Here is a 13,509-nt window from a genome sequence, read left to right on the forward strand (position 1 = left end):
AAACCCCGGCCAGAAAAACCCCGTGCGGGCTTCAATGCACGAGCTCGTTTTGAGGGGAAAGTTTCCAGCCAATGGGAAACTCGTAAGGGGAAGCATAGGAGTTGACAACGGGAGAATATCCAAGATAGCCGCTCATGACCTTGAGGGAGAAAGTGTGCTGAACCTATCTGGATACATCATTCTCCCTGGTCTCATAGATACGCACGTTCACCTGAGGGACTTCAAGCAGAGGGACAAAGAAACAGTCAAAAGTGGGACGAAAGCGGCCCTCCACGGGGGAATCACGGCAGTTTTTGACATGCCCAACACGAAGCCACCTGTCATGGACTCCAGGATCTTTGAGAAGCGCCTTGAGCTTTTCCAGAGAGAGGCTTACGCCGACTACGCCCTCAGCTTTTTGATAAGGAGCAACTGCGGAGAGGCTAAAAAAGCCCGGGCAGATTTCTACAAAGCCTTTATGGGGGCCTCCACAGGGGGAATCTACTCGGAGGACTTTGAGAGCGACTATGCCTGCTCACCAGGCGTTCTGAGCGTCCACGCCGAAGACGCGGAGCTGATAAAAGAAAAGCCGGAGAGACCGCCAGAGGTCGAAGAAGTGGCCGTAAAGCGAGCCCTTGAAAGCGCTGAGAGGCTCAAAAAGCCCCTCAACATTTGCCACGTATCAACGAAGGGAGGAATTGAAGCCATACTCCGAAAAAACCTCCCCTGGGTGAGCTTCGAGGTCACGCCCCACCACCTGTTCCTGACGAGGAGGAACTACGAGAGGAACCCGCTCCTCAAGGTTTACCCCCCTCTGAGGACGGAGGAGCACGTTAAAGCGCTCTGGGAGAACTTCTCGCGGATTCCCATAATAGCGAGCGACCACGCACCGCACACGCTCGAGGACAAGGAAGCGGGAGCGGCGGGAATTCCGGGGCTCGAGACGGAGGTTGCGCTCCTCCTCGATGCTGTGAACCGCGGGATTATGGATATCTTTGACATCGTTGAGAAGATGCACGACAACCCGATTAAGGTCTTCGGAATCAGAGGTAGGAACTTCGCCATCGGAAACGAGGCCACCTTTACGGTCGTTGACCTTAAGCGGGAGTGGACGGTCAAACCGGAGGAGTTTTACACCAAGGCCAAATGGAGCCCCTGGGAGGGGCGGAAGCTGAAGGGAAAGGTTGTGATGACGATTCTCCGCGGAAGGGTAGTTATGGAGGAAGATGAAATCGTAGGAAAGCCGGAGGGGGTTCGTCTGGATGTACAGCGTGGTTGAGCTGAGGGAAACCTGGGAGGTTGCAAAGGACGTTAGGGCCTTCAGACTCTCGAAGGGGTTCGACTTCACGCCGGGGCAGTTCGTGATGGTCTGGCTTCCAGGAGTCGGAGAAAAACCTTTCAGTTTAGCCTGGAAAGACCTGCTCGTCGTCAAGCGCGTCGGACCCTTCACCTCGAAGCTCTTCGAGCTAAGCGAAGGTGAGAGGCTCTGGGTTCGCGGGCCCTACGGACGGGGCTTCGAGAGGAAGTGGAAACGGGTAGCGCTCGTCGCTGGGGGAATCGGAATTCCACCACTCTACGCGCTGGCGAGGGCCCGGAGAAATGAGTTCGATAGGATAACCCTAATCTACGGCGCCCGCTCGAAGGAAGAGCTGGCCCTTCTCAATATTAAGGACTACGTGGACGAGGTTGTAATCACCACCGACGACGGCTCGGCCGGCAGGAAAGGCTTTCCGACGGACGTCTTAGCCGAGAGGAAGGGCGAATTTGACGGGGTTTACGCCTGCGGTCCGGAACCTATGCTCAAGGCCGTCCTGAGAGTCATGGACTACGGAAACGTCCAGGTCTCGGCGGAGCGCTACATGAAGTGCGGAATCGGTGTCTGCGGTTCCTGCAACCTCGGGAAATACCTGGTGTGCAGGGACGGCCCGGTCTTCGACGGGTTTCAGCTCAGGGGGCTTCTCTGACCAATCACCTTTTTAAGCCCCTTTTATCCGCTCCGGCCGGTGAGAGGATGAGGTACAGCTGGGAGGAGTTTGCGAGGAAGATGGGCGTCGAGCCCCAGATTCTTGAGAACGAGGAGGCGAGGCTTCTAAAGAAGTTCGTTGACGATATGCTCCACCCGAGTCACTGTCAATACTGCCAGGGCCTCGATTTGAGCAATCCAAACCCCGTTCACCACCCAAGCTACGAGCTAACTCCTGCCTGCAACCACGACTGCATCTTCTGCTACTCGAACGTCGCGGTGAAGCTCGGAAAGGCGCCAAAACCGGGCTACTACGGCTGGGAGAACCCGAAGGCGATAACTGTTTCGCAGTACGGGGAACCACTGCTGAGCAAACGGATAGTGGAGGTCAACAGAATGCTCCGCGAGAGGTTTCCGGAGGCAAGGCTCGACCTGCAGACTAACGGCTCGCTCCTCACAGAGGAGCTCTGGCAAAAGCTCGACTTCGACATCGTCATGATAAGCCTCGACGCCTCAACGCGCGAAAAGCACCTCAAAATTACGAACGCCGACACCTTCGATGCCGTCGTCAACGCGCTGAGGATAGTCGGGAGCGATAAGAGCGTCCGCTCGGTTGTACGGACGATTTTCATGCCGGGGATAAACGACGAGGACATACCGAGGATAGCGGAGCTAGCCTCTTCCTTGGGAATAGATGAGATGCACCTTCAGCCGTTGACGGTTCACGAGCTCAACGTGGACAGGCTCAGAAAAGCCGGCCTCGACTTCGAGAGGGCGGAGAGCATGAGGGAGCTCCTCAAAACGGCGATGGAGGCGAAGAAGTACATAGACGTCAGAATAAGCGGTTGCCTTTTAGCCCAGCTCAAGAGGATGGACGCGCTCACGCTCTTCAGCGTCAAGAGGGTCGCGAGAGAAGTCGCGCCGGTTGTGAAGAGGACAAGGGAAAACCTCAAAAGGGAGCAGGAGTAGTTAAAAAGAGGGTACCTATGGGGCTTCTAAGAATACTCTCCCCATTAATCCTTCTCAGTTTCATAGGAATAAACATCTGGCTCTCGTTCATCCGGTTCACTGCTAAGATAACTGGAAAACTAGCAAGAAAAGCCCTCCGCATAGAGCTCCCAGAAAACGAGAAGAAGACCCTCGAAAGGCTGTTCACGCCGATTTGGGTTGGAGTTGGCCTCTACGGCGCCTGGAAGGTTCGCTGGGACTGTCTGGCGATGCTCTTCGCATTTCTAGCGTTCAGAAGCGGAGCAAACGTATCTAAACTCCTCGTCTACAGCCACCACGATGGAAAAATCCTGAGGAATCTAAGGGGAAGGTTCCTCGGAACCCTTGCAAGGGTCACGAGGCTTGGGCTTCTCCTCGAAGGAACGTTCATCCTGGCCCTAGCCCTGGCTTACAAAGCTCTCTCCGCCCTTTCAACGTCCAGAGGCCCCGTTGGAATTTTCATCCTCAAACTATGGCTTCTAGGATTGCTTTCAGGTTTTGCCTTTGGGGGGCTCGTCGCTAGAAACAACGGAGGAATCCTGCTGAGGGACCAGATTGCCCTCGTGCTCCTCTTCGCGGGAAAGAAAACTGCGGAGAAGGCAGAGGAAAAGGCCAAACTCATAAAGTCCAAGAAAAATTCACTGACCTCGCGCTTCAAAAAATGATTTAAAGGGCCTTTCTTTTCTCTCGCCATGCTGAAGTGCTCACTCTGCGTCAACGATGAGAGAACGTCGAGAATAGACATCGTAAACGGAAAGCCAATATGCCGTGAATGCCAGGTTTACCTAAAGCACCCCCTTGACAGGGAGAAAATCAGAAAGGAACTCGAAGAACTCATGAAGGACGTCGACAGGGCAGTGGTTGCCTACTCCGGTGGAAAGGACAGCGTCGTAGCGCTCTACCTGGCCAAGGAGGTCTACAAAGTTCCGGAGCTCGAAGCGGTGATGATAGACCACGGACTCATGGCCGAGGAAGCTATAGAGAACGCGAAGCGAATAGCCGAGCATCTTGGAGTTCCCTTCAGGGTTCTGCGCTACGACTACTCCGACATATTCAGAAACGCCCTCCTGAAGGGTCAGAGCCCGTGCCGGGCCTGCTCGAAGAGGACGATGGAGAAGCTGAGGAAGTACGCCCTCAGGAACGGCTACAGGTACATAATAACGGGCCACGAGCTTCCATTCGGCCATCACCCGCACAGGCTCATGAGCGGAGGGGTCGTCCAGATTAGGCTCCTCTCAATGATGACCGAGAAAGAGCGCTTTGAAATCCTGGAAAAGCTTCCCTTCGAGTTCCCGGAGCTTCCTGGTTATACCACCAACTGTCTCGTCCTTGGGCCGGCTCTGCAACTCTACTGGGAGAAGCACGGCCACAGCTTTGAACACAGACGAATAGCGGCCCTCGTTCGCTACGGCCTCATGAGCCGGGAGAGGGCGGAGGCGGAACTGAAAAAACCGGAGGTCCCGCGGGAGCAGTGGGAGCTCGTGCTGGAGAAATTGGGGCTTGAGAAAGACGGGTTCAACCTTTGACACACACAAATTTTTTAACTTTCAGATGGTAGATAATCCGATGTGAGCCATGGGAAGGAGAAACCAAGCGGGACGGGTTGTACTCAAGAACACGGTGTTGTTTATCATAGTGGCACTCCTCTTTTTGACACTGGTGACGGCCGCCCAATGGAGCGTCACGAAGTTCAAGATGAAGGACGTATTCATCAGCAATCTCGCCTTCGTCCGGGAGAACAAGGAACGCCTTGAGGGGGAGATGGAGAAACTAGGAATGAACGAGACGGAGTACGCTTGGTATCTGACCTACAAACAGCTCAACATACGACCAACATTCACGGGGACCCTCGAGTACTACGCGAGGACGGCGTTCTCCATTTTCGGAAAAACTGGTAGGGAACTATTCAGCGGAGGTTTCCGTCAGTCAGTCTGGTACTACTTAAGAAACACATTAATCATACTCCTCCTCGTTGAGCTCACAATCCTTGGGCTCGGAACTTACCTCGGCCTTAAGGCTGGCTATGATGGAGGAAAACTCGACGCACTCATCTCCACGCTCGCTCAGCTATTCTCAGCGGTGCCTGTGTGGTTCATCGGTGCACTTATATTCCTCCTCTCCTGGAGGGTCTCCGTCATCCCCGATTTCACAATGAGACTCCAGCTCACGGCAACAGGAACCACGGGAAAAGCGAGCGCATACATCATCGGTTTCCTTCTGCCGGCGATAACAATGGTCCTCGCTTCGGTCTGGGAGTACGCATACACGCTTAGAAACATCCTGGCAACCGAGAAGGAGAACGACTACGTCATCTACGACAGGGCCAGGGGACTCCCAGAGGAGAGAATTCGACGAAAACTCCTGAGGCTGGTCCTTCCAAGTTTTCTAACCTATACGAGCTACAACTTCATGGACGTTCTCATGAGCGTTCTCGTCATCGAGGTTGTCTTTGACGTCCCCGGCCTTGGGTACATCCTATTGAATTCGTTCAAAGCCGTCAACGTGCCCCCTCACGGTGTCGAGTACTACTACTATCCCCAGGCAATATTCACGGTCGGCTTTTTCATGATACTGCTCTACTACATCAACTCCCTTCTCGTCGACCTGCTCTACGTTTACCTCGACCCGAGGGTGAGAACATGAGCGTAAAACTCAAAGTCGGAACCGCGATAATCGTCGCCTACCTGTTCCTTGCGGCGGTTTCACCCATTCTTATAAACCCGAACGACATTAGGAACTGGCACTACATAACCTACTGGGAGAAGAATCCAAGAATGGCCCCACCAGAGTGGGTCAACCTTTTTGGAGAGAACCTTCCCCCAACGGGCAACCTAAGGGAAGAAAAACCCGGAGAATACGTCTACAACTTTCATTACTCTCAGCCACCCCAAGACATCTTAATAATACCTCAATCAAACTGGTCTGGCTTTGTGGATGTGAGAGTACTAACCCCTGACGGAAAAAGGGTAACTCTTTACTCCGGCAGGGTAACCGGAATAACGTCCACGGGAAGGTCGTTTTCCACAGTCTTCAACCTCGCAAAGCAAATGGAGGTTAAAGGAGACATCTCGGATATGATAGTTACGGGGGAGGGTCTCAAAATCCTATTCTTCAGGAAGGAAGGCGGCAAGTGGGTTCCCGTAAAAGGGGACTACCTCTTCACTGTTAGGGCATCATCGAAGGTAACCCTCCGGGTCGTCGGAATGAGTTACGGCCCCCTAGGAACGGACTCTTACGGAAGGGACATAGCGGTTATATTCATCGGAGGACTGCCCCAAACTCTCGTAATAGTTTTTATGACCGCCCTTACAACGGTTCTGCTCGGCACCGCGGCCGGTCTGTTTGGAGCCCTCTCAGGGAAGCTGGGAGTCCTCGTGGAGGGCTTTGCAAAGGTATCCTCAATGCTACCTCTCATTCCCGTGATGATTCTCCTCGTCCCGATACTCGGAGGGGTTAGCTACTATGGGGAGATTAAAATACCTCTTTGGCCCGTTGTCCTCGCCCTCTCACTCCTCCTCTTCGGCAAGGTCAGTCAGAATGTCAGGACTATAACCATGACTGAACTCTCCAAAGAGCACATCTTAGCTTCAAAGGCGGCCGGTGCAAGCGATGCATGGGTTCTTAGAAGGCATGTGTTGAGAGCGGTTCTGCCCTACGTGAGCTCCCAGTTCATCCTGATTAGCGCCAAGGTTATAGCGTTGATTTCAATACTTGGGTTCTTCAGGGTGAGTTTCGGCTTCAACTGGGGGGAACTGTTCACGATGGTGGTAACTCAAAAGGCCATCTACAACAACGCTTGGTGGATGGTCCTGCCCGTTGGAATGGCGATAACCCTGCTTGCCATAGGTCTGTTGCTGGTAAAAAGTGAGATTGAGGAGAGGTTTATCAATCCCTGGAAGAGTTTATAAGCTCCCTCAGCTTTTCCTTTGCAACATCGAGGATGTCCTCGGGCTCCGCCTCAACCCTTCCCCTAGCCAGGTTGTCGGTTCCACCGCCCTTGCCGCCGAGCTCCTCGATGACCTTCGAGAGGAGCTCCTTCATCGAAACCTCAACTTCCTCGTTCCTGGCGAAGAGGACGTAATCCTCGCTGGCGAGTAGAAGTATCGAGCCGGGGTTCTCCTTGACGAAGTTCACCGCAAAGGCCTGTGCGTCCTTCATGGACCACTTCTCGACGAGGGCGACAATGTTGTAGTGTCCGACCTCCTCAGCCTCCCCAATCAAGGCAAGACCCTTCCAGCGCCAGAGCTCGTGCCTGAGCTCGTCGAGCTTTTCCTCAAGGGAATCCATCTCGGCCTTCAGCTCCCTGACCCTCTCAACGAGCGGCCTGTTCTTGTTCGGCATCTCGTCCAGAGCGTTCCAATAGTCTTCAAGGAGCTCGTTGAGCGTCCTTAAAGCCCTGTTTCCGGCGACGAACTCTATCCTCCAGAGGTTCTTGGACTTCTTGTAGAAGCGGAGAACCTTAATGAACCCTATCTCGGAGGTGTTCCTAACGTGGGTTCCACCGCAGGGAGTCCTGTCAACGTCGCCGATTGTAACAATTCTGACCCTGTCGGTCACCTTGCTCACGTGCTTCCTGAGGGTCTTGACGATGTCGTCGGGAAGGTACTTGTACTCCTCAACCGTTACGGGAATTCCCTCCGCTATCACCCGGTTGGCCTCGATTTCGGCCTCGGTAATCATCTCCCAGTCAAGCGGGCCGTTGACCTCAATCTTGTTGTAGTGCTCAAAAATCCGGAAGCCCGTCGTGTCGAGGTCGTAGAGCTTCTTCAGAACGGCCGAGAGGATGTGCTGGCCGGTGTGGTTCTTCATGTTCTCGTATCTCCAGTCCCAGTCAAGCTTCAGCTTAACCTCTTCGCCCTTCTCTGGGAGCCTGCCCTCGATGACGCCCTCGTGCCAGATTTCCTCCCGCTCCTTAACCTTGGTGACCTCTATCGTGAACCCATCGCCCTCAATAAGCCCCCTGTCAGAGGGCTGGCCACCGCCTTCAGGGTAGAATATCGTTCTGTCGAGGAGGACCTCAACGAGGCCGTTGCCCAAATCCTTAACCTCAATAACCTTCGCGGTGGTTTCCTCAAGGTAGGGGTCGGAATAGTAAAGCCTCTCCGTCATTCTCAACACCTCACTTTTCGGCCTGCTCCTTCGCGTACTCGCTGACCATCATCCTGAGGAGGGAAGCCAGCTCCTTGTTGTACTTGTCCTGCATGTCGGCGAACTTCCTCAAAGCCAAGGCTATTCCCTTGAGCCTCTTGATGTCGTTCACTATCTCCTCCTGCTCGCGTGAAATCTCGTCGAGGACAGAGCTAATCTCGACCATGGCCTCTATGTCTCTCCCAAGTATGTCCGTGCCCTCTTTAATCCTGTCCATTACAGCTAAAGCGTCGCGGAGCGTCTCGAGCTGGCCCATGACTCGGGTGTTGAAGTCCTTTATCTCCTTGGCGAGGTTCATCGTTTGAACGGCCATCTTTCGAATCTCATCGGCGACAACCGCGAAGCCCCTTCCCGCTTCCCCAGCGCGGGCGGCTTCAATGGAGGCGTTCAGGGCAACGAGGTTCGTCTGCTTTGCCACGCTCGCTATCGAGTCACTTATCCTCGACACGTACTCAAGGTTCTCGACGAGGGTGTTGAACTCCTGGGCAAAGACCTCAAAGCGCTGGAAGAAGGGCAGGAACTCCTCCTGAAAGCGCTCAAGCTCCTTCATGACCTGAGAGAGCTTCTCAATGTTCTCGATAATCACCATGTTGTTCTCAAGGAACTGCCCGCTAATCTGCTCCGCCAGCTCGTCTATGATTTTGCTGGACTCCCTGCTGGAGGTTTTTATACGAACCGACTGGGCCAGGGCGTTCGATGCCTTCTCGATGCTCCTGACGTTCATGCTACCACCTCAGCGGTAGAGGTCAACGCCGCACTTCAGGTTCTCGAGGAAGTCGTAAAAGCGCGGTATGAACCTCTTCGGTATTATCGCCCCGTGCTGGGGCAGTATCGCCTCGACGTCGAGGAACTTCACCCTGTCGAGCCAGGCTTTTATAGCCCTGCTCGTCGGCATGAGTCTCTCGTGAACCGGCCTCATCGCCTGAATATGCCTTTCCATGTTCTCAACGACTATGTAGGGCTCGTCCAGGAGCGCTATGCCGATATCGCCGGTGAAGAGGAACTTGCTCCTGTGGTCGTATATCGTGAAGTGTCCCGGGCTGTGGAGGAAGTGGGCAGGTATGAACTCGAGCGTGGTCGCGCCGAAGGGCATCGTCTCGCCCTCGTCCGGCAGCTCGTGGGTCACCGCCTTGGCATCCTCAAAGCCGAAGTGCGGTAAAAACCTCGTCCAGAGCCAGTGAACTATGATTTTTGCGTTGCTCACCTCTCTCCACAGGGGCAAACTGCCTGCAACGTCCGGGTCCTGGTGGCATATGTAGATGTACTCGATGTCCCTCGGGTCGATGTACTTGGATATGTTGGCAAGAACCTTCGAGAAAATCTTGTATCCTCCGGGGTCTATGAGAATCCCCTTCCCCCTGCTGACTATGAGGTAGCTGTTGACGTCAACGTCCTCGCCGCCCTCCTGCGTTCCAAGGTAAACGACGAGGTGCTCATCATCCTCGTAGAGAACGTGGTCCTTTCTCGGGTCGAGTCCGGGCTCGATGTGATACTCCCCCATCGCTCACCCCCAGTTTAGTTACGGAAAGGTTATATTTAAGCGATTTGCCTACACAAGCACCTACATAAACGCCGGACAGAAAAAGGAGAGCTCAGTGGGCTCAGGAACCGCCCCTGGCCTCGATTAACGCCTTAACCCTCTTGAGCCTGAAGAAGTTCTCGCGCTCCATCTCATCAAGGCGCTGCTTGATGAACTTAACCGTTGCCTCCATGCGCGGGATGATGATGTACTCGAGCGCGTTGACGCGCCTCTTGGTGACCTCGATTTCCCTCGCGAGCCTCTTGAGGGTCTCCTCCACCTCGGCGAGGCGGACCGCCAAATCAAGGACTTCCTCGAACTTCTCGGCCACGAGGTCAACCTTGGCGGAGCTCGAAACGAAGGCGTAACCGCGCTCCCCCGCGTTCCTCTTGAAGCTCTCGGCCTCGATGAGGGGAACCGGAACGCCCATGACGTTCCTCTTCCTAATCTCGACCTCCCTGTTGGGTTTCACGGAGAGGCTTATCTCCTTGAGGCGGAGCGTTCCGACGTCAATCTCGGCCATCTGAAGGGCCTCAAAGGCCTCCTTCATCTTGAGGTTGAGCTCGCGCCTCAGCTGGAGCGCCTCGTCGTAGATTGTGAAGAACTCCATGACTAAAGCATCTTGCTTGTCCTTGAGGAGCTTGTGACCCTTCTTGGCCAGCTGGATGCGCCTCTTCAGGTTGAGGAGCTCCATTCGCGTCGGCTTCACGTTGAGCAGTTCTGCCATCTCGACCACCTAAAAAGTTGGTAGGGGCTCACTCGCCCCTCTTCCTGTACTTGGGGTGGTACTTGAGGATGTACTCCTTCCTGACACGCTTGAGCTCGCTCTCTGGCAACTCTGCAAGGAGCTCCCAGCCAAGGTCGAGGGTCTCGAAGATGCTCCTGTCCTCGTCGTAGCGCTGGGCGATGAACTCGCGCTCGAACCTGTCCGCGAACTTGAGGTACTTCCTGTCGGTCTCGCTCAAAGCCTCTTCACCGACGACGGCGACGAGGTCCCTAAGGGAGCGTCCCTCGGCGTAGGCCGCGTAGAGCTGCTGGGCCAGCTGTGGGTGGTCCTCCCTGGTTCTTCCCTTACCAATACCATCCTTCATCAGACGGCTGAGGCTCGGGAGGACGTCGATTGGCGGGTAAATTCCTTTCCTGTGGAGTTCCCTGCTGAGGACTATCTGGCCCTCGGTGATGTAACCGGTCAAATCTGGAATCGGGTGGGTGATGTCATCGTCGGGCATCGTAAGGATTGGCATCTGGGTTATGCTTCCCTTCTTGCCCCTGACACGACCGGCCCTTTCGTAGATTGTCGCCAAATCGGTGTACATGTAACCCGGATAACCGCGCCTTCCGGGAACCTCTTCTCTCGCTGCCGAAATCTCACGGAGAGCCTCGGCGTAGTTGGTCATGTCCGTGAGGATAACGAGCACCTGCATGTCGTAGTCGAAGGCGAGGTACTCGGCAACGGTCAGGGCCATACGCGGGGTGATGATACGCTCGATGGCCGGGTCGTCGGCGAGGTTGAGGAACAGGACGGCCCTCTCTATTGCCCCGGTCTCCTCGAAGCTCTTCTTGAAGAAGTTGGCCTCCTCGTAGGTGATACCCATAGCCGCGAAGACGACGGCGAACTGCTCCTCCTCGCCGAGAACCTTCGCCTGCCTCGCTATCTGCGCCGCGAGCATGTTGTGGGGCAGACCCGAACCGCTGAATATCGGAAGCTTCTGACCGCGAACGAGAGTGTTCATACCGTCTATGGCCGAGATACCAGTCTGGATGAAGTCCCTCGGATAGGCACGGGCAACGGGGTTGAGCGGTGCACCGTGAACGTCTCTCCTGTCCTCGGGTATGATTTCCGGTCCACCGTCGATGGGCTTACCGATACCGTTGAAGATTCTTCCCAGCATGTCCATCGAAACGGGAACCTTGAGGGTCTCGCCGGTGAAGCGGACGCTGGTGGTCTTGACGTCCAAGTCGCGCGTTCCCTCGAAGACCTGGACTATCGCGAGGTTCTCCCTGGCCTCGAGCACCTGCCCCTTCCTCTTCTCCCCGCTCTCGGTCTCTATCTCGACGACCTCACCGTAGGCGACTCCCTTGACGCCCTCGACAATCATCAGCGGGCCGTAAATCTTGCTAACGGTGGAGTACTCCATTCCCGGCATGAGCATCACGCCCCGTACTTCTTGAAGAGCTCTTCAAACTGCTCGTTCGTCTCATCTATGAGCGCCCTAATCTTCTCAACGTCGGGCTCGAACTTCATACGGCCAATCTTCTCCCTGACCGGGAGTTTGGCTATCTCGTCAACGGGAACTCCCCTGCTGACGGCCTCCATGGTCTTGTTGTAGAAGTTGAGGATAACGCGCATCATGGTGACCTGCTTCTTCGGCGGGCAGTAGGTGTCGACCTCGTCGAAAGCATCTTGCTGGAGGTAGTCCTCACGGAGCATCCTCGTGACGATGAGTATGGCCTTCTCCCTGTCCGGCAGGGCATCTGGACCGACGATTCTGACAATCTCCTGGAGTTCAGCCTCCTTCTGGAGGAGAGCCATAGCGGTGTCGCGCATCTTCCTCCACTCGGGGTCAACGTTCTTGTGCCACCAGTCCTGTATCGAGTCGAGGTAGAGCGAGTAGCTCCTCAGCCAGTTGATTGCCGGGAAGTGCCTCCTCCTCGCGAGGTCGGCATCGAGGGCCCAGAAGACCTTGACGACACGGAGGGTGTTCTGGACGACGGGCTCGCTGAAGTCTCCACCCGGCGGTGAAACGGCACCGATGACGGAAACGCTACCGACCCTTGGCTCCTGACCGAGCGTGACAACGCGACCGGCACGCTCGTAGAACTCCGCTATCTTGCTCGCGAGGTAGGCCGGGTAGCCTTCCTCACCGGGCATCTCCTCGAGACGGCCGGAAATTTCACGGAGCGCCTCGGCCCATCTTGAGGTGGAGTCTGCCATCAAAGCGACGTCGTAGCCCTGGTCGCGGAAGTACTCGGCGATTGTGATTCCGGTGTAGATTGAAGCCTCACGAGCCGCGACCGGCATGTTTGAGGTGTTGGCTATGAGGACGGTTCTCTCCATGAGCGGTTTACCGGTCTTCGGGTCCTTGAGCTTGGGGAACTCCTCAAGGACGTCGGTCATCTCGTTTCCGCGCTCACCGCAACCGATGTAGACGACGACCTGCGCGTCACTCCACTTCGCCAGCTGGTGCTGGGTGACGGTCTTTCCTGAACCGAACGGACCCGGAATTGCTGCAGTTCCACCCTTGGCTATCGAGAAGAAAGTATCGATGGTTCTCTGTCCGGTGATGAGCGGGACCTCGGGCGGGAGCTTGTTCTTGTAGGGCCTCTTGACACGGACAGGCCACTTGTGGTACATCTTGAGCTCCTCTATGCTCCCGTCGGGCTTCTTGACCTTGGCGATAACCTCTTCAACGGTGTAGTCGCCTTCCTCGGCTATCTCGACTATCTCACCCTCGACCCAGGGCGGAACGAGGATTTTGTGCTCGATGATGCTGGTTTCCGGAACGGTACCGAGGACGTCTCCACCAACCACCTTGTCGCCGACCTTAACGGTTGGCGTGAAGTGCCACTTCTTGTCCCTCGGCAGGGCCGGAGCCGTCAAACCCCTCGCTATGAAGTCACCGCTGAGCTCGCGGAGCTTTTCGAGCGGTCTCTGAATTCCGTCGTACATCGAGGTGAGCAGACCGGGACCGAGCTCAACGCTGAGCGACGAACCGGTTCCCTCGACCGGCTCACCGGGCTTTATGCCGGCGGTTTCCTCGTAGACCTGGATGACTGCCGTGTCGCCTTCGAGACGGATGATTTCTCCGATGAGACCCATCTCACCGACGCGAACGACCTCGTACATCTTGCTTCCTCTCATGCCGTCCGCAACGACGAGTGGTCCCGTAACACGAATTATCCTTCCCATTTC

At 55.5% G+C, this 13,509-nt stretch carries 13 protein-coding genes; 7 read left to right on the forward strand and 6 right to left on the reverse strand.

The features are described from left to right. Nucleotides 1-34: 34 nt before the first annotated feature. The 7 genes from ACYQ04_RS10005 to ACYQ04_RS10035 are packed head-to-tail and all read left to right on the forward strand — an operon-like array spanning nucleotide 35 to nucleotide 6,837. Complete coding sequence (locus ACYQ04_RS10005; protein WP_460130163.1) at nucleotides 35-1,258, forward strand: dihydroorotase; 1,224 nt, start codon at nucleotides 35-37, stop codon at nucleotides 1,256-1,258. Further along, a complete protein-coding gene (locus tag ACYQ04_RS10010) occupies nucleotides 1,242-1,943 on the forward strand; it encodes a dihydroorotate dehydrogenase electron transfer subunit (RefSeq protein ID WP_460129224.1) in 702 nt (233 codons plus the stop codon). Before ACYQ04_RS10005 ends, ACYQ04_RS10010 begins: the two co-directional genes overlap by 17 nt. 47 nt (nucleotides 1,944-1,990) lie before the next feature. Next, nucleotides 1,991-2,911 (forward strand): radical SAM protein, encoded by a 921-nt coding sequence (locus ACYQ04_RS10015; protein WP_460129225.1) that lies wholly within the window; start codon nucleotides 1,991-1,993, stop codon nucleotides 2,909-2,911. Between the two features lie 17 nt (nucleotides 2,912-2,928). Next, nucleotides 2,929-3,594, forward strand: a complete 666-nt coding sequence (locus tag ACYQ04_RS10020) for a hypothetical protein (RefSeq protein WP_460129227.1) — start codon at nucleotides 2,929-2,931, stop codon at nucleotides 3,592-3,594. Between the two features lie 27 nt (nucleotides 3,595-3,621). Then, nucleotides 3,622-4,455 carry a PP-loop family protein gene (locus ACYQ04_RS10025; protein ID WP_460129229.1) on the forward strand — a complete coding sequence of 278 codons (834 nt, stop codon included), beginning with the start codon at nucleotides 3,622-3,624 and terminating at the stop codon, nucleotides 4,453-4,455. Between the two features lie 49 nt (nucleotides 4,456-4,504). Further along, a complete protein-coding gene (locus ACYQ04_RS10030; protein WP_460129231.1) occupies nucleotides 4,505-5,572 on the forward strand; it encodes an ABC transporter permease subunit in 1,068 nt (355 codons plus the stop codon). Continuing rightward, nucleotides 5,569-6,837, forward strand: coding sequence for an ABC transporter permease (locus ACYQ04_RS10035; RefSeq protein WP_460129232.1), 1,269 nt, complete (start codon nucleotides 5,569-5,571; stop codon nucleotides 6,835-6,837). The genes ACYQ04_RS10030 and ACYQ04_RS10035 overlap by 4 nt, the downstream gene beginning before the upstream one ends. On the opposite strand, the gene ACYQ04_RS10040 is transcribed toward ACYQ04_RS10035, so the two are convergent. The 6 genes from ACYQ04_RS10040 to ACYQ04_RS10065 all read right to left on the reverse strand — a co-directional run bounded on the left by ACYQ04_RS10040 (nucleotide 6,815) and on the right by ACYQ04_RS10065 (nucleotide 13,506). Next, complete coding sequence (locus ACYQ04_RS10040; RefSeq protein ID WP_460129234.1) at nucleotides 6,815-8,038, reverse strand: alanyl-tRNA editing protein; 1,224 nt, start codon at nucleotides 8,036-8,038, stop codon at nucleotides 6,815-6,817. The two genes, ACYQ04_RS10035 and ACYQ04_RS10040, sit on opposite strands and share 23 nt — an antisense overlap. Nucleotides 8,039-8,048: 10 nt before the next feature. Further along, nucleotides 8,049-8,801 carry a methyl-accepting chemotaxis protein gene (locus ACYQ04_RS10045; RefSeq protein ID WP_460129236.1) on the reverse strand — a complete coding sequence of 251 codons (753 nt, stop codon included), beginning with the start codon at nucleotides 8,799-8,801 and terminating at the stop codon, nucleotides 8,049-8,051. 9 nt (nucleotides 8,802-8,810) lie between these two features. Further along, the gene (locus tag ACYQ04_RS10050; protein WP_460129237.1) at nucleotides 8,811-9,578 is read right to left on the reverse strand and encodes an oxygen-binding di-iron domain-containing protein; all 768 of its coding nucleotides are present in this window, start codon (nucleotides 9,576-9,578) and stop codon (nucleotides 8,811-8,813) included. A 100-nt stretch (nucleotides 9,579-9,678) separates the two neighbouring features. Continuing rightward, nucleotides 9,679-10,323, reverse strand: a complete 645-nt coding sequence (locus ACYQ04_RS10055; protein WP_099209546.1) for a V-type ATP synthase subunit D — start codon at nucleotides 10,321-10,323, stop codon at nucleotides 9,679-9,681. 28 nt (nucleotides 10,324-10,351) lie between these two features. After that, entirely contained in the window at nucleotides 10,352-11,743 is a 1,392-nt protein-coding gene (locus tag ACYQ04_RS10060; RefSeq protein ID WP_099209545.1) for an ATP synthase subunit B, read from the reverse strand. Between the two features lie 5 nt (nucleotides 11,744-11,748). After that, nucleotides 11,749-13,506 carry an ATP synthase subunit A gene (locus tag ACYQ04_RS10065; RefSeq protein ID WP_460129239.1) on the reverse strand — a complete coding sequence of 586 codons (1,758 nt, stop codon included), beginning with the start codon at nucleotides 13,504-13,506 and terminating at the stop codon, nucleotides 11,749-11,751. Nucleotides 13,507-13,509: the final 3 nt, after the last annotated feature.

The sequence above is a fragment of the Thermococcus prieurii genome, from assembly GCF_054657655.1.

Excerpts from the sequence above, each read along its gene's own strand:
- ACYQ04_RS10005 (WP_460130163.1), top strand. The coding sequence starts at position 35 with ATGCACGAGCTCGTTTTGAGGGGAAAGTTTCCAGCCAATGGGAAACTC.
- ACYQ04_RS10010 (WP_460129224.1), top strand. The coding sequence starts at position 1,242 with ATGTACAGCGTGGTTGAGCTGAGGGAAACCTGGGAGGTTGCAAAGGAC.
- ACYQ04_RS10015 (WP_460129225.1), top strand. The coding sequence starts at position 1,991 with ATGAGGTACAGCTGGGAGGAGTTTGCGAGGAAGATGGGCGTCGAGCCC.
- ACYQ04_RS10020 (WP_460129227.1), top strand. The coding sequence starts at position 2,929 with ATGGGGCTTCTAAGAATACTCTCCCCATTAATCCTTCTCAGTTTCATA.
- ACYQ04_RS10025 (WP_460129229.1), top strand. The coding sequence starts at position 3,622 with ATGCTGAAGTGCTCACTCTGCGTCAACGATGAGAGAACGTCGAGAATA.
- ACYQ04_RS10030 (WP_460129231.1), top strand. The coding sequence starts at position 4,505 with ATGGGAAGGAGAAACCAAGCGGGACGGGTTGTACTCAAGAACACGGTG.
- ACYQ04_RS10035 (WP_460129232.1), top strand. The coding sequence starts at position 5,569 with ATGAGCGTAAAACTCAAAGTCGGAACCGCGATAATCGTCGCCTACCTG.
- ACYQ04_RS10040 (WP_460129234.1), bottom strand. The coding sequence starts at position 8,038 with ATGACGGAGAGGCTTTACTATTCCGACCCCTACCTTGAGGAAACCACC.
- ACYQ04_RS10045 (WP_460129236.1), bottom strand. The coding sequence starts at position 8,801 with ATGAACGTCAGGAGCATCGAGAAGGCATCGAACGCCCTGGCCCAGTCG.
- ACYQ04_RS10050 (WP_460129237.1), bottom strand. The coding sequence starts at position 9,578 with ATGGGGGAGTATCACATCGAGCCCGGACTCGACCCGAGAAAGGACCAC.
- ACYQ04_RS10055 (WP_099209546.1), bottom strand. The coding sequence starts at position 10,323 with ATGGCAGAACTGCTCAACGTGAAGCCGACGCGAATGGAGCTCCTCAAC.
- ACYQ04_RS10060 (WP_099209545.1), bottom strand. The coding sequence starts at position 11,743 with ATGCCGGGAATGGAGTACTCCACCGTTAGCAAGATTTACGGCCCGCTG.
- ACYQ04_RS10065 (WP_460129239.1), bottom strand. The coding sequence starts at position 13,506 with ATGGGAAGGATAATTCGTGTTACGGGACCACTCGTCGTTGCGGACGGC.